Here is a 14,926-nt window from a genome sequence, read left to right as displayed (position 1 = left end):
CATCAAGCCCCGATCGCGATCTTCGGCTCGGCGTCGGCCTTGGCCGCGAGCTCGCGAAGGGCGCGGCGGTACTCGACCGGCATGACCTTGCGGAACTTCGGCGCAAATTCCTTCCAGTTCGCCAGGATGTCGGCGGCGCGCTTGGATCCGGTGGCCTTGGCGTGACGCGAGATCAGGACGTGCAGGCGCTCGACGTCGGACGCCAGCAGGTTCTTGAACACGTCGACCCGACCATGCGCCTCGAGGTCGCCCATCTGGTGATAGGTGTCCTCGGCGATCATCTCCTCCGACAAGACAGGCTCAAGCTCGACCATCGCCATGTTGCAATGCTTGTCAAAGTCGCCGGCCTCGTCGAGCACGTAGGCGACGCCGCCCGACATGCCGGCCGCGAAGTTGCGCCCGGTCTTGCCGAGCACGACCACGATGCCGCCGGTCATGTATTCGCAGCAATGATCGCCCGCGCCTTCGACCACGGCGACTGCGCCGGAGTTACGCACCGCGAAGCGCTCGCCGGCGATGCCGCGGAAGAAGCACTCGCCGGAGATGGCGCCGTACATCACGGTGTTGCCGACGATGATCGACTCCTCCGGCACGATGCCGGAATTGCGCGGCGGCTTGATGATGATGCGGCCGCCCGACAGGCCCTTGCCGACATAGTCATTGCCTTCGCCTTCGAGCTCGAAGGTCACGCCGTGCGCCAGCCATGCGCCGAAGGCTTGTCCCGACGTGCCCTTCAGGCTGACATGGATGGTGTCCTGCGGCAGGCCGGCATGGCCGTAGATCTTGGCCACCGCGCCCGAGAGCATCGCGCCCGCCGAACGGTTGGTGTTGTTGATCTCGGCTTCGATCTTGACCGGCGCGCCGCGGTCGAGCGCGGGCCTGGCCTGCTCGATCAGCTTGCGGTCGAGCACGGCCTCAAGATGATGGTCCTGCTTCTCCGAGTGATGGATCTTCTGGCCCGGCGCTTCCTTCTGCTTCACGAACAGCTTGGAGAAGTCGAGGCCCTTGGCCTTCCAATGCGCGACCAGCTTGGACTGGTCGAGCATCTGCACCTGGCCGACCATCTCGTTGAACGAGCGGTAGCCGAGGGCTGCCATGATCTCGCGGACTTCTTCGGCCACGAAGAAGAAGTAGTTGATGACGTGCTCCGGCTGGCCGGTGAAGCGCTTGCGCAGCACCGGGTCCTGGGTGGCGACGCCGACCGGGCAGGTGTTGAGGTGGCACTTGCGCATCATGATGCAGCCGGCCGCGATCAGCGGCGCGGTCGCAAAGCCGAACTCGTCGGCCCCGAGCAGCGCGCCGATCACGACGTCACGGCCGGTGCGGAAGCCGCCGTCGACCTGGACCACGATGCGGCTGCGCAGCCGTTCGCGCACCAGGGTCTGATGCGTCTCGGCGAGGCCGATCTCCCACGGCGAGCCGGCATGCTTGATCGAGGTGAGGGGGGAGGCACCGGTGCCGCCCTCGAAGCCCGCGATCGTGACATGGTCGGCGCGCGCTTTCGCAACGCCGGCCGCGACGGTGCCGACGCCGATCTCGGACACCAGCTTGACCGAGACCTGACCGTCGGGATTGACGTTCTTCAGGTCGTAGATCAGCTGCGCGAGATCCTCGATCGAGTAGATGTCGTGATGCGGCGGCGGCGAGATCAGGCCGACACCAGGGGTCGAGTGGCGCACCTTGGCGATGGTGGCATCGACCTTGTGGCCGGGCAACTGGCCGCCTTCGCCGGGCTTCGCGCCCTGCGCCATCTTGATCTGCATCATGTCGGAGTTGACGAGATACTCCGTGGTCACGCCGAAACGTCCCGAGGCGACCTGCTTGATCGCCGAGCGCATGGAATCGCCGTTCGGCAGCGGCTTGAAGCGGTCGGCTTCCTCGCCGCCCTCGCCGGTGTTCGACTTGCCGCCGATCCGGTTCATGGCGATCGCGAGCGTCGTGTGCGCCTCGCGCGAGATCGAGCCGAAGCTCATCGCGCCGGTGGCGAAACGCTTGACGATCTCCTTGGCCGGCTCGACCTCGTCGAGCGGGACCGGCTTGCGCTTGTCGTCCTCGGCCGACTTGATCCGGAACAGGCCGCGCAGGGTCAGGAGCCGCTCGGACTGCTCGTTGAGCAGTTTGGCGAATGCCTGATAGCGGTCCTTGGAATTGCCGCGCACGGCATGCTGGAGGGTCGCGACGGACTCGGCGGTCCACGCATGATCCTCGCCGCGGGTGCGGAAGGCATATTCGCCGCCGACGTCGAGCGCGGACTTGTAGACCAGCGCGTCGCCGAATGCGTCGCGGTGACGGCGCGTGGTCTCCTCGGCGATTTCGGCGAGGCCGACGCCTTCGACCCGGGTGTGGGTGCCGGCGAAGAACTTCTGCACGAACTCGGCACGCAGCCCGACCGCGTCGAAGATCTGGGCGCCGCAATAGGACTGGTAGGTCGAGATGCCCATCTTCGACATGACCTTGAGCAGGCCCTTGCCGATCGACTTGATGTAGCGCTTGACGACCTCGTAGTCGCTCAGCGCGCCCGGCAGCTTGTCCTTCAGCGCGATGATGGTCTCGAAGGCGAGATACGGGTTGATCGCCTCGGCGCCATAGCCGGCCAGACACGCGAAGTGATGCACCTCGCGCGGCTCACCGCTCTCGACGACGAGACCGACCGACGTGCGCAGGCCGGTGCGGATCAGATGGTGATGCACGGCGGCGCAGGCCAGCAGCGACGGGATCGGGATCCGGTCGGCCGAGACCATGCGGTCGGACAGGATGATGATGTTGACGCCCTCGCGGACGGCAGCTTCGGCGCGACCGCAGAGATCGTCGAGCACCTGCTCGAAGCCGGCGGCGCCCAGGCTCGCATCGAACGTGGTGTCGAGCGTGCGCGAGACGAAGTGGCTGTCGGAGACCTCCGAGATCGAGCGGATCTTCTCCAGGTCCGCATCGGTCAGGATCGGCTGATGCACTTCGAGCCGCTTGGTCGAGGCGACGCCTTCGAGGTCGAACAGGTTCGGGCGCGGGCCGATGATCGACACCAGGCTCATCACCAGCTCCTCGCGGATCGGGTCGATCGGCGGGTTGGTGACCTGGGCGAAGTTCTGCTTGAAGTAGGTGAACAACAGCTTCGGCTTGTCCGACAGCGCCGAGATCGGCGCGTCGTTGCCCATCGAGCCCGTCGCCTCCTCGCCGGTGGCGGCCATCGGCGTCATCAGGATGTTGATGTCCTCGGCGGTGTAGCCGAACGCCTGCTGCCGATCCAAGAGCGGCAGGTTCGTCCGCGCGCCCTTGGTCGGCGCGTCCGGCAGCTTCTCGACCTGGATCTGCGTCCGGGCGAGCCACTCGGTGTAGGGATGGCTGGCGGCGAGCTGCGCCTTGATCTCGTCATCCGGGATCAGGCGGCCCTGCTCGAGATCGACCAGCAGCATCTTGCCGGGCTGCAGCCGCCACTTGGTGACGATCTGGTCCTCCGGGATCTTCAGCACGCCCATCTCGGACGCCATCACGATGCGGTCGTCCTTGGTCACGAGATAGCGCGCCGGCCGCAGGCCGTTGCGGTCGAGCGTGGCGCCGATCTGGCGGCCGTCGGTGAAGGCGATCGCGGCGGGGCCGTCCCACGGCTCCATCAGCGCGGCATGATATTCGTAGAACGAGCGGCGCTCCTCGCTCATGAGCGGATTGCCGGCCCACGCCTCCGGGATCATCATCATGACCGCGTGCGGCAGCGAGTAGCCGCCCTGCACCAGGAATTCGAGCGCGTTGTCGAAGCAGGCGGTGTCGGACTGGCCTTCATAGGAAATCGGCCAGAGCCGGCTGATGTCCTTGCCGAACAGCTCCGACGACACCGACGCCTGGCGCGCCGCCATCCAGTTGACGTTGCCGCGCAGCGTGTTGATTTCGCCGTTATGCGCGATCATCCGGTAGGGATGCGCCAGCGACCAGGTCGGGAAGGTGTTGGTCGAGAACCGCTGATGCACCAGCGCCAGCGCGCTCTCGAAGTCCGGCTCGTGCAAATCGGCGTAGTACTTGCCGAGCTGGTCGGCCAGGAACATGCCCTTGTAGATCACGGTCCGGCACGACATCGAGCACGGGTAATAGCCCGACATGCCGCGGTCGCGGCGCTGATAGATTGCCTGCGAGATCGACTTGCGGAGGATGTAGAGCTTGCGCTCGAACTCATCCTCGGTCTTGGCGGCGCCGTTGCGGCCGATGAACACCTGCATGCTGCGCGGCTCGGTCGGCTTGACCGTCACGCCCAGCGAGGAGTTGTCGGTCGGCACGTCGCGCCAGCCGAGCAGCACCAGGCCCTCGTCCTCGATCTGGTCGGCGATGATGCTCTTGATGACGTTCCGCCAGGCTTCGTCGCGCGGCATGAACAGCGCGCCGATGGCGTATTCGCCGGGGGCGGGCAGGGCGAAGCCGAGCTCCTTCGCCTTGCGCGAGAAGAAGGCGTGCGGAATCTGCACCAGGATGCCGGCGCCGTCGCCGAAGCGCGGGTCGGCGCCGACGGCGCCGCGGTGCTCGAGGTTGCACAGGATGTTCAGCGCATCGGCGACGATCTGATGCGACTTCTGGCCCTTGATATTGGCGATGAAGCCGACGCCGCAGGAATCCTTCTCCAGCGAGGGATCGTACAGGCCCTCAGCCTCGGGGCGCCACGTGTGCAGCTCGCGGGTGATCTCGGCCGGTTTTTCATGCGAATCCACAGCCAGCACCGCGCCGCCCAACTTTCCGTGCTCGACCTTCGATCCGCTCATATCCGTCCCCATCAGTTATTGGTCAGGGCCTTCACCACAGTCCGGTACACAGTCCGGCGCACCCCGGGCGCTGCGCGGGCCCCTCTCCGGAACCAACGCTCGTCCTTGTCAGCGAGCCGCATTTGCAGAGTTCAGGCCAGCCACCGGGGGACCATGTCCCACTGAACGACCGCGGCCTGTTCATGTCGCAGCGCCCACGATCGGGAGCGGCGCCGTAACATCATTGCAAAGTCTCGGTCACCTTTGCAACGAAATTTTAGACAGCAATTCTGTCCTAAACCGCAAGATGCCAAACTTGACCCTATCACACAAGCGGCCCGGAGTCCCCGGTTCCGCAGCGCTCAGGCCGGTATTCTCCAGGCAAATCTCCCGTTTTCTCTTCACTGAACGGCCCGTCCGGCTCGGCCGATCACGTGCATCGCTCGATTTTGCAACACGGCGCCCCGATCCCGCCCACACTCCGACCCAGGACCGCCGGAATCGCGGCAGACCTTCCGTGGCACTTGAGAAGAAGCGAACAGCTTCACGTGCGGGGGCATGCAGGAGCTTTGAGCCATGAAGTTGCTAGTTGGAGCCGTCTCGGCCTCGTTGATCGCAGCCTTTGCCGCCCAGGCGGAGCCGCTGCCGGGTATGCGCGGGCCGTACACGGCGGTCTCCGATTTCGATGCGCCTTATTCCGAGGCGCCGCCGCCGGCGGTCGTGCCCGCGCCGCCGCCACGCTACGGCTACGGACCGGGGCCGGACGACGGCTATCGCGAGGAGCGCTACGCGCCGCCGGCGCCGGTGTACCGCCAGGATAGCTACCGCGACGGCTACCGGCAGGACGGCTACCGTGAAGGCTATCAGCAGGACTATGGCTACGCGCCCGCGTTCCTGCCGGTGCACGAGGTCTACGCCATCCTGCGCGACAACGGCTTCTCGCCGCTCGGCGCACCGCGCCAGCGCGGCAACGTCTATGTCGTCGCGGTGCTGGACCGCCAGGGCGAGGACGGCAAGCTGGTGGTTGACGCCCGCTCCGGCCGCATCATCCGCTTCGTGCCGGCGTTCCAATGGGGCGAGCAGTACGAGCGCATGCGCTACGAGCCGGCGCCGCGCGTCGGCCTCGACCGGCTGCCGCCGCCGACCGTGATCCGCGCCGATCCACGTATCGTGCAGCCGGCTCCGGTGGCGCCGCGGGTGGCGGCTGTTGCCCCGACGCAGGCACCAAGGCTGGCCGCTCCGGCCGTCCGACCCGCCGCGCCGTCGCCGCAGACCGCGGCGCTCGCGCCGAGGCCGGCTGACGCCCCCAAGGCCGCTGTGCCGAAGGTCGCCGACGTCAAGCCGGCCGAGATCAAGCCTGTCGAGTTGAACCCTGCAGAAACGAAGTCGGCAGACGTGAAGCCGGCAGAGACCAAGCCGATCGAGGCCAAGGCCGACGCGCCCAAGCCGGCCGAGGCGAAATCGTTGGAGGCGAAGCCGGCCGACGCCAAGCCCGTCCAGTCTGCGGCAGCCGCTCCGCAGACGACCGGATCGACCGCGCCGGCAGCCAAGCCGGCGCCGCAGATCCTGCCCACCGCAAAGATGCCGCCGGCGCAAGGCCTGGAGTAGCAGCAGCCGGCAAGCGGTCCGCCCCACCGCCTGCCGCCACCGCAACTGTCACCGCCCGGCTTGACCGGGCGATCGGGTCGTCACCGGCACCTCGGTTCATCACCACCGCCGCGGCGTGCGGGATGCCCGCCTCTGCGGGCATCCCATCTTCAGTTGGAAGCCGGCATCGCCGGAGGCACTACTCGTGCTGCCTGGCCGCCTTGAGGATCAGCTCCGCGATCTGCTTCGGATGCGAGACCATCGACAAATGTCCGGCATTGAGCTCGATCGTGGTGGCGTGCATGCGGCTGGCCAGGAAGCGCTCGAAATCGGGATCGATGGTCTTGTCCTGTTTCGACACCGCATAGAATGACGGCTTGTCGTGCCACGCCGCCTGCGTGGTGCGGTTGGCGAAGATCGTCGCCGCCGTCGGCCACTGCACGGCATAGAGCTCCTTTGCGGTGGTCGCATCGACGCCGTTGGCGAAGTCGTTCAGGAAGGCGCTCTCGTTGAGCTTGGTCTCGCCGTCATGATCGACGATACCCGCCCGCGCCGGCGGAGTAGGATATTGCCCGGCGAGCTTGACGAAATCCTCGTCCGCATCGGGCGCCCGTGCCGCGACATAGACCAGCGCGCTGACCTTCGGATCGGTGCCGACCTCGCTCACGACCGTGCCGCCCCAGGAATGGCCGACCAGCACGGCCGGTCCGTCCTGCTGGTCCAGAGCGCGGCGGGTGGCGGCGGCCGCGTCCGCCAGCGAGGTCAGGGGATTTTGCACGGCCGTGACCTTGAGGCCGGCGGCCTGCAGATAAGGGATGACCTTGGCCCAGCTGGAGCCATCGGCCCAGGCGCCGTGCACCAGGACGACATTATGGACCCTGAGCGGCGCTGCCGGCTGGGCGAGGGCGGGGCCGGCCAGGGAGGTCAGGGCGGCGATGAGGGTGAGAGTGCGAACGACGTTCAAGGAAAGGCTCCAGTGACTTAGGGGTAGGCAACACTGGGCTGTTCGCGTCCGGTACGCGGGCCGTTACCGACCTCACAAGTGTTTGATTGCACCGCAGCAAGGCTAGAGAAAACGCTTCGGTAGCTCTGCGCATGTCGTCTCCAGCGCGCGGTCGGTCGCTTCTAAGCCGCGCGGACCAGCCACCAGGTCCAGACCAGTTCGAGCGCGATCCAATGCTGCAGGCGCTGGTAGAACCCAGCGTCGAGCAGCACCTCGCCGCGGCGTGGTCCGAGCGTCAGCCAGCCCTGGTCGCGTGCGGCGGCCAGCAGCTTGTTGAGATGGGTCCGCGAGACGTCTACGCGCGGCGCCAGGATTGATGGCTGGACGGCGGTCAGGACGCCTGCCCCGTCGGTGGGGCCGCAGTTCTGCAGCAGCTCGAGCAGAAGCAGATAGCCGGACGCCCGATCCATGAAGGCCTGGATCTCCGGGAAGCCGTCATAGAGCCTGAAGCGATGGCGCGCGAAGACTTCGACATTGCCGCCGTAGAAGGCGAGCATCACATGGCGCTGGCGGCCCCATTCGTGCGCAGGCGCGGGAAGCGGCTGCACGGTCTCCAGCGCCGCGAGCCGCGCCGCGACATTGTCGCTCTGGATGTCCAGCAGCAGTGGCAACGGTCGCAGCCGCGTCGCGCGCCCGTCGGTCGGATGGTCGTCCTGCCCGATCAGGTCAAATGACAGCAGCGTCTGGATTGCGCCCTTCACCGCCTTCGGGCCCGCGAGGCCTCCGTTGGTGCAGAGCTCGATGAGTTGCGAACTCGTCGTTCCCTCGGGGCTGACGTGATCGAGATAGACGATCAGCACCGCGACCGCCCAACCCAGCGTATGGCCGAGTCCGATATTGGCGAGGCGACGGCCGGCATGGGTCTCGATCATGCCCTGGCAGAACGCCCGGACCGCGCGATCGAAGTTCGGGTGAGACTGCAAAGCCCGCGCTTCCTGATCGAGCGCGGCCCGGTCCGGCGCGGAATTAGAGTCCCTTTGTTTCATTGCGTGCATTCCTGTGGCCGATCTACTTTCCCGTAGAAATACTGTGAAACAGACCAGGAAATCGAGGGGCAGCAGATCGTGGGGACGGCTGAACTGCGTTCCGGATATCGTCCGCCGGGCGCGGGGGACGGCTGCGATCCGAGCGGTCTAATCTCATGGCTCTTTCGGGCCGGCCAGCGCGGCCTGTACCCCCTGGCAGCCTTCGCGATTATCGCCTCGACATTGGCACTTGGCTCGAGCCCAGCGCGCGCCGTCATATGCGGTGTTGCAGGCGCGACCGCGGGAGGCAGCGTGGCGTCTGTGCCGTCTGGAACGGTGATCGCGGTCAATGCTTTTCCCCCTTCCGCTGTTTACGCGATACCCATCACGGGTGGTGCGCCCGCGGGCTCTCCTACGTATCTCGGGGCGCCGGGTGCCTTCGCCTCTCAGCCGATCGTGAATGGGGCGGGAAATGACGCAGGCGCGGCTGATAGTTTGGCATGCGGAGACGGTGCAGTTGCGAATGCAGCGGCAGCAACCGCAATCGGCGCCCGTTCGGAAGCAACTGGCGGTGCCAGCACGGCGTTAGGGATCGATGCTCGCGCCAGTGCAGTAAACTCCATTGCCATTGGCTCCTCCGTCGTCAATGCAAACTCCTACAACGGTATCGCCATAGGTCAATCGGCCGGTGTACTCCCAGCAAGTAATAACGCGATTGCGCTTGGCGTCGCAGCCAGGTCGAATGGTGACAACGCCGTCGCGATCGGCACTGTTAATACGGTCAATGGGAGAAGCAGCGTCGCCTTAGGCAGCTTCAACTCACTAAACGGCATTAACTTTGTCGGTACGCCGGGCTGGGGCGACAACGTCACCGTCCTCGGCTTCAACAATCAAGCCGCAAGGACGGCTAATGCGTCAGGCAGCGCCATCGTCGGCAATAGCAACGTGGTCAACGCCCAGAACGCGATCGCGATCGGCAACAACACGTTCGTGACTGGCGATACTTCAGTAACGATCGGCTTCGGCGCGGAGTCGTCTGGTCTCAGCGCGATCGCGATCGGCAATGGCGCTACGTCCGCCGCCAGCTCGGCGGTGATCGGAGCCGGGGCCACCGACAACGGTTTCGCCAATGCTGCGGTCTATGGCACAGGTGCAAGGGTCGGCGCGGCCGGCAACGTTGCGATCGGCAACGGCGCCAACGCGGCCGCCGCCAATTCCGTCGCGATCGGCCAGGGCTCGGTGGCGAGCGCGCCCAATACGGTCTCCGTCGGAGCTGCGGGCAGTGAGCGGCGCGTGACCAACGTGGCCGCCGGCATCAGCCAGACCGATGCCGTCAACGTCTCGCAGCTCAACAGCGTGGCCGCGGGTGTCCAGACCCAGATCACCGGACTGCAGACGCAGATCACCGGAATACAAACGCAGATCAACGGGCTGCAAAGCCAGATCAGCCAGGCCAATTCCGGCATCGCGATGGCGATGGCGATGGGCGGCGGCTTCCTGCCCGACAACAAGCGTTTTGCGCTCGCGACCAATTACGGCACCTTTGCCGGCCAGAGCGCGGTCGCGATGACCGCGCTGGCGCGGATCTCCGACAACGTCGTGCTGTCGGGATCGGCGAGCTACGGCATGCGCGCTGAAGGCGGCCAGTTCGGAGGACGCGTCGGCGTGCAGGTGGCGTGGTAGATCGACGCCTGATCGTTGCTGCTGGCTTGGAACGGCGCTGCCGCTGGCTGCTGACCGGGTTGGCGGTCATGCTCGATCCGGGCTTAGTCCTCGCCCAGGGCGCACCAGCGCCACCACCTGTTCAACAACAGCAACCGGTCCCACAACAGGTCGCGCCGCAGCCCCAACCGTCGCCGCAATGGATGCAGATGCCGCGGATGCAGCTCGAGCGGCAATATGCGGGCCCGCTGCAGGACACCATCGTGCAGCGCTGGCGCGATCCGGCGGACGGGTCGGTCTGCTACATCTATCTGCCGATCACCGTGCAGCATTCGCCGCCGACGTCTGCCGGCTTCGTGCAGTATGGCGGCAACGCGATCGGGACCATCTCCTGCTTTGCGGGCCCCGCGCCATCGCCGCCGCGCGCTGCTGCTCTGCCCCGTCCCGCGCCGCAGCAGCGGGCTGCGCAGTAACCTCGATCGCGATCGAACGACGGACCGCGCCGGTCCCCCACAAAAAACGCCCCGGTCTCCCGGGGCGTTCGTATTCTCGCGAGCTGTCGGGCCGGTGACGCGGCGGCCTTCTCGGCCGTGCCTTCAATCGCTGGCCGCAGCGCGACCGGCCGCACCCGTCGATGCGCTGCCCCCGCCGCCCTGCCGCCGCACGCAGTACGGTCTCTGCCTGCAGGGGGAAGGTTGTGGTTGCTCTCATATTCGCGCTCCTGGTGTGGCGGATGGTCACAGTTGCGGGGCCGGCCACGAACCCGAAGCCTGCGGGGGGCAACGAACATCTGCCCAGCCAAATGAAGGGCGTCGGTAAATCTCATTTGCACCCCCACAAGGAGCTAGTCCCATGACGCGCAATTCCCTCAATCGTGTTTCCGCTCTCGCCGCGGCAATCTCTGCTACGTTCCTGCTGACCGCTGCCCACGCGACCGTCCCCTCCGCTGCTCCGGCCGATAAGGTCGTCGGTGCTCCGGTGCAGACGGCAGGCCTTGCCTGGCGCTGCGGCAAGAACAACCCGGCCGAGTGGGGCACGTTCGGCAACGGATGCCTGAAACAGAAGCGCGCGGCTCGGCGCAATGCATCCTTCATCGGCGCGGAGCCGTCTCAGCCAGCGTGATAGGGAAACTTCATCAGACCCTGGAGGCTGGCGGCCTCCGGGGTCTCCCCTATACCAACTCGCGGCGTGACTTCTGGTGAAGCCACCGCGATCTGGCGAGGCGCGGGGCAAACCCGCCAGGTGAGACGCGCCCGACCCCATCGGTCACCGACCACGCCGTCGTCGGCGCACTTGTGCAAGCACCGTCATCGCTGGCTCTCAGCGTTGCCATCGCACGATGATCAATGACTCGACACTTCAGCATGATTTCGCCGGAACGCGGCGGGTAGCGTCGCGGTCCTGACGCGTCAACTCCACCGCGTCTTACTGATCTCAGGCAAGCATAGCGAAACGCCCCGGTCTCCCGGGGCGTCTGCGACTGCAACGAATGACCGAAGATCGACGTGCGATCAGGCGGCGGCCTTCTCGGCGGTGCCTTCGAGCACCGGCTGCTCGGCGCCTTGCGCCGACGTCGAGATCGGAATCGACCGCGGCTTCTTGGCCTCGGGGATCTCGCGCACGAGGTCGACATGGAGCAGGCCGTTCTCGAGGCTGGCGTTCTTCACCACCACGTGGTCGGCGAGCTGGAACGAGCGCTCGAACGCGCGGGCGGCGATGCCGCGATACAGCACTTCGCTCTTCTTGCCGTTCTCGTTGGCGGCCTTCTCGCCCTTGATCGTCAGCGTGTTTTCCTTCGCGACGAGGGAGAGCTCATCCTTGCCAAAGCCGGAGACGGCAACGGTGATGCGGTAGGCGTTCTCACCGGTGCGCTCGATATTGTAGGGCGGATAGCCGGGGCTGGGCTCGGCGGTCGCCTGGTCGAGCAGCGAGAACAGACGGTCGAAACCGACGGTGGAACGATAGAACGGGGTGAGGTCGTAGGTACGCATGGTCAAAGTCCTCCATTGAGCGACTGTTGGTGAGCGACTGTTGGCAAACCCGCCCGCCATCGGGCCGGGCTGTCGTGCAGCCGTGACGGCCTGCACAATCCCGATATGGTTCGGACGTCCGGACGTTCAAGGGCCTCCCGGACCGGCTCTTTTTGCCGTTCCACCCCTTGATTCCCGTAGGCATTCACCTATTCGATGGGCGCCTCATGACGCTCGTCTCGATTCCCGCCAATCCCGTCCCCGAAAACGCCACCTCCGGCACCATCAAGACCCCTGATGGCGCCGAGTTGCGCTTTGCGCGCTGGGCTCCGCCGGCCGGGCGCAAGGGCACCGTGTGCGTGTTCACCGGCCGGAGCGAGTCGATCGAGAAGTATTTCGAGACGGTGCGCGATCTGCGCGACCGCGGCTTTGCGGTGGCCATCATCGACTGGCGCGGCCAGGGCCATTCGTCGCGGCGCTTGCGCGATTCCCGCAAAGGCTACGTGCGCTCGTTCTCCGACTACGAGCTCGACGTCGAGACCTTCGTCACCGAAGTGGTGCTGCCGGACTGCCCGCCGCCTTACTTCGCGCTGGCGCATTCGATGGGCGGCACCGTGCTGCTGCGGCTCGCCCATGCCGGCAAACGCTGGTTCGACCGCGTCGTGCTGTCGGCGCCAATGATCGATCTGCCGGGCAACCGCACCTCGCTGCCGGCGCGCCTGCTGCTGCGCGCGATGCGGATCGCGGGGCAGGGCGGCCGCTACGTGCCCGGCGGCAATGACGAGATGAGCGGGCTCGCGCCCTTCGTCAACAATCCGCTGACATCAGATCCCGTGCGCTACGCCCGCAACGCCGCGATCCTCGAGGAGGATCCGACGCTCGGCATTGCCTCGCCCACCGTGGCCTGGGCCGATGCCGCATTTTCGGCAATGATGACGTTTCGCGGCATGACCTATCCGTCGCAGATCCGCCAGCCGATCCTGATGCTGGCCGCCTCCAGCGACACCGTGGTGTCGACCGCGGCGATCGAGGAGTTCGCCTATCACTTGCGCGCCGGCTCGCATCTCGTCATCGCCGGCGCCAAGCATGAGATCCTGCAGGAACAGGACCGCTACCGCTCGCAGTTCTGGGCCGCGTTCGACGCCTTCGTCCCGGGCACGCCGCTGTTCGGTTGAGCTGATTGCCCCAAACCCGGCGTCATTCCGGGGCAAGGCCGAAAGGCCTTGAACCCGGAATCTCGAACATGGCCTGGAATTCTTTTTCAACAAGCTCGAGATTCCGGGTTCAATCGTCGACGCGCGGCCGCGCATCGCCGATTGCCCCGGAATGACGGTGAGGAAGCTTATTGAGCTCGGTCCGACCCAGGAGCAGCATCCGCCTGTTTGCTGGACACCTCATCTCCTCGCGGGCTAGACCTATCGTTCCCCTCGCTTGGTGATGATGGATCGTGAGCAAGGCGCAGAACAGGTTGCAGGCGCAGGCGCTGCAGGAGGCGATCCATGCGTTGCGTGGGCGGCAATTCGCGCGCGCCGAGCAGATCGCCGCCTCGATCCTGCGTACCGCCAAGACCGATCGCGCCGCGCTGCTTGTCCATTCCCATGCGCTGCTCGGGCAGCAGCGCGCCGCCGAGGCGGTTGCGCCGCTGGAAAAGGCAGCGTCGCGCAGCCCCGATCCCGAGATCGAGACGCTCTTGGGCGCCGCGCTCTGCGACTCCCGGCGCGCGGCTGACGGCCTCGCGCAACTGCGCAGGACTGCGGCGCGGCGGCCGCCGTTCCTCCCCGCGTTCCAGGAACTGGCGGGGCGGCTTGCGAAATCCGGCCAGATCGCGGAAGCGATATCCGTCATAGAGGAGGCGCTGGCGCTGGCCCCCGACAGCGTCGATCTCAAGCTCGATCTCGGACGGCTCTGCCTGCAGGCCAACCAGCGCGCGCGGGCGCGCGAGAACTTCGTCGCGGCGCGCGACGCCGCGCCCGGCCGTCCCGACATCCTGATCGAGCTCGCCTGGGTGCAGTTCCTCGACGGCGACTACGCGGACGCGGCCGGGACCTACAAGCACGCGCTGGGCCTGCGCCCCGAGGACACCCAGACCCGCGCCAATCTCGCGATGTGCCTGATGGAGCTGGGCGACCGCGCCGGCGCCGAGACCGCGCTGCGCACGGTGATGCGCGGCCGGCCGCATCTGCTCAGCCGCGCCGCCTACACGATGGCCGTCAGCTCGCACGGCCGCTTCTTCTTCCGCCCGAGCGACGCCGCGAGATTCCTCGGCGCCGACGGGGCAGGGGCGGTCAAGCCCTGAACTGCTTGCGATACAGGCCCTGTTCGCGCTTCAGGGCGTCGCGGACGCTGTGAATCTCGGCCACGTCCTCGTCGGTGAACGGCGCGGTCTGCATCGCCCAATCCTGTCGCTTCACCGGAACGCATTGCGCGACCGGCGTGCCCCTGGGCAGCACGCCACGAAATGACATGTCGTGCCAATGCGCCGGGAAATGCACGAAGCTGTCGTGAAAGCGGTCGCTGTCGACGAGCCCCGTCACGGTGGTGAACGGCAGGTCGAAGCGGTTGAGCGGATGCGTGAACAGCAGCGACCAGCCCTCCGGCGCCTCGATCGTCCACAGATTGTGAAACTTCAGCAGGAAGCGGTCGGCCTCGAACAGCGGCGAGCCCGTGACCTGCGACACGTCGTGGAAGCTGACCGGCGAGCGCGGAAAATCGATCGCCCCGCCCGGCGGCAGCTCGTTGTCCCAACTGATGCCGCCGTCCTCGACCTTGAGGTCGCAGACCAGCGGAATCAGGAAGCCGGCCGTCATCGCATCGATGAACGGCGGGCAGCGCTTGACCGTCTGCTCCTCCGCCTGGTTGAGCTGACTGAACGCGGTGGCCGGCATCGCCTTGACCCAGTCGGGAATGCCCATCGGCGCTGGCACCGGCGGTGGGATCAGGCCGTCGAGCTCCCGCGGGCAGCGGAATTTCAGCGTGAGGGCATCAGTCTCGGACATCGGCGCCGCGGCTCTCCTGTGGTCG

At 66.6% G+C, this 14,926-nt stretch carries 11 protein-coding genes; 6 read left to right on the top strand and 5 right to left on the bottom strand.

Annotated features, from left to right (window positions below; genetic code table 11):
• Nucleotides 1–2: 2 nt before the first annotated feature.
• The gene (gene gltB, locus ACQR1L_RS30340; RefSeq protein WP_434861586.1) at nt 3–4,739 is read right to left on the bottom strand and encodes a glutamate synthase large subunit; all 4,737 of its coding nucleotides are present in this window, start codon (nt 4,737–4,739) and stop codon (nt 3–5) included.
• Nucleotides 4,740–5,294: 555 nt separating this feature from the next.
• On the opposite strand from gltB, the gene ACQR1L_RS30335 reads away from it, so the two are divergent.
• Entirely contained in the window at nt 5,295–6,326 is a 1,032-nt protein-coding gene (locus ACQR1L_RS30335; protein WP_434861585.1) for a hypothetical protein, read from the top strand.
• Nucleotides 6,327–6,504: 178 nt separating this feature from the next.
• Here the strand turns inward: ACQR1L_RS30335 and ACQR1L_RS30330 are convergent, their stop codons facing one another.
• A complete protein-coding gene (locus ACQR1L_RS30330; RefSeq protein WP_434861584.1) occupies nt 6,505–7,269 on the bottom strand; it encodes an alpha/beta fold hydrolase in 765 nt (254 codons plus the stop codon).
• A gap of 161 nt (nt 7,270–7,430) precedes the next feature.
• Entirely contained in the window at nt 7,431–8,294 is an 864-nt protein-coding gene (locus ACQR1L_RS30325; RefSeq protein ID WP_434861583.1) for a hypothetical protein, read from the bottom strand.
• 291 nt (nt 8,295–8,585) lie between these two features.
• On the opposite strand from ACQR1L_RS30325, the gene ACQR1L_RS30320 reads away from it, so the two are divergent.
• The 3 genes from ACQR1L_RS30320 (at nt 8,586) to ACQR1L_RS30310 (ending at nt 11,057) form a co-directional block, all read left to right on the top strand.
• A complete protein-coding gene (locus ACQR1L_RS30320) occupies nt 8,586–9,956 on the top strand; it encodes a YadA family autotransporter adhesin (RefSeq protein WP_434861582.1) in 1,371 nt (456 codons plus the stop codon).
• Nucleotides 9,957–10,144: 188 nt separating this feature from the next.
• Complete coding sequence (locus ACQR1L_RS30315; RefSeq protein ID WP_434861581.1) at nt 10,145–10,408, top strand: hypothetical protein; 264 nt, start codon at nt 10,145–10,147, stop codon at nt 10,406–10,408.
• A 379-nt stretch (nt 10,409–10,787) separates the two neighbouring features.
• Nucleotides 10,788–11,057 carry a hypothetical protein gene (locus tag ACQR1L_RS30310; protein ID WP_434861580.1) on the top strand — a complete coding sequence of 90 codons (270 nt, stop codon included), beginning with the start codon at nt 10,788–10,790 and terminating at the stop codon, nt 11,055–11,057.
• A 389-nt stretch (nt 11,058–11,446) separates the two neighbouring features.
• Here the strand turns inward: ACQR1L_RS30310 and ACQR1L_RS30305 are convergent, their stop codons facing one another.
• Nucleotides 11,447–11,926: an Hsp20 family protein gene (locus ACQR1L_RS30305; RefSeq protein ID WP_434861579.1), complete on the bottom strand. Its 480-nt coding sequence runs from the start codon at nt 11,924–11,926 to the stop codon at nt 11,447–11,449.
• A gap of 206 nt (nt 11,927–12,132) precedes the next feature.
• On the opposite strand from ACQR1L_RS30305, the gene ACQR1L_RS30300 reads away from it, so the two are divergent.
• Nucleotides 12,133–13,080, top strand: a complete 948-nt coding sequence (locus tag ACQR1L_RS30300; RefSeq protein ID WP_434861578.1) for an alpha/beta fold hydrolase — start codon at nt 12,133–12,135, stop codon at nt 13,078–13,080.
• 272 nt (nt 13,081–13,352) lie between these two features.
• Nucleotides 13,353–14,201, top strand: a complete 849-nt coding sequence (locus ACQR1L_RS30295; RefSeq protein ID WP_434861577.1) for a tetratricopeptide repeat protein — start codon at nt 13,353–13,355, stop codon at nt 14,199–14,201.
• On the opposite strand, the gene ACQR1L_RS30290 is transcribed toward ACQR1L_RS30295, so the two are convergent.
• Complete coding sequence (locus tag ACQR1L_RS30290; protein WP_434861576.1) at nt 14,191–14,901, bottom strand: hypothetical protein; 711 nt, start codon at nt 14,899–14,901, stop codon at nt 14,191–14,193. The two genes, ACQR1L_RS30295 and ACQR1L_RS30290, sit on opposite strands and share 11 nt — an antisense overlap.
• Between the last annotated feature and the right edge of the window lie 25 nt (nt 14,902–14,926).

This window comes from Bradyrhizobium sp. HKCCYLR20261, assembly GCF_051168435.1.
GTDB lineage: Bacteria > Pseudomonadota > Alphaproteobacteria > Rhizobiales > Xanthobacteraceae > Bradyrhizobium.
Note: the sequence above shows the minus strand (reverse complement) of the source record. Positions and strands in the feature narration are given on the sequence as shown.

Coding starts and splice junctions, on each gene's coding strand:
- ACQR1L_RS30335 (WP_434861585.1), top strand. CDS start 5,295: ATGAAGTTGCTAGTTGGAGCCGTCTCGGCCTCGTTGATCGCAGCCTTT.
- ACQR1L_RS30290 (WP_434861576.1), bottom strand. CDS start 14,901: ATGTCCGAGACTGATGCCCTCACGCTGAAATTCCGCTGCCCGCGGGAG.
- gltB (WP_434861586.1), bottom strand. CDS start 4,739: ATGAGCGGATCGAAGGTCGAGCACGGAAAGTTGGGCGGCGCGGTGCTG.
- ACQR1L_RS30300 (WP_434861578.1), top strand. CDS start 12,133: ATGACGCTCGTCTCGATTCCCGCCAATCCCGTCCCCGAAAACGCCACC.
- ACQR1L_RS30315 (WP_434861581.1), top strand. CDS start 10,145: ATGCCGCGGATGCAGCTCGAGCGGCAATATGCGGGCCCGCTGCAGGAC.
- ACQR1L_RS30305 (WP_434861579.1), bottom strand. CDS start 11,926: ATGCGTACCTACGACCTCACCCCGTTCTATCGTTCCACCGTCGGTTTC.
- ACQR1L_RS30310 (WP_434861580.1), top strand. CDS start 10,788: ATGACGCGCAATTCCCTCAATCGTGTTTCCGCTCTCGCCGCGGCAATC.
- ACQR1L_RS30325 (WP_434861583.1), bottom strand. CDS start 8,294: ATGAAACAAAGGGACTCTAATTCCGCGCCGGACCGGGCCGCGCTCGAT.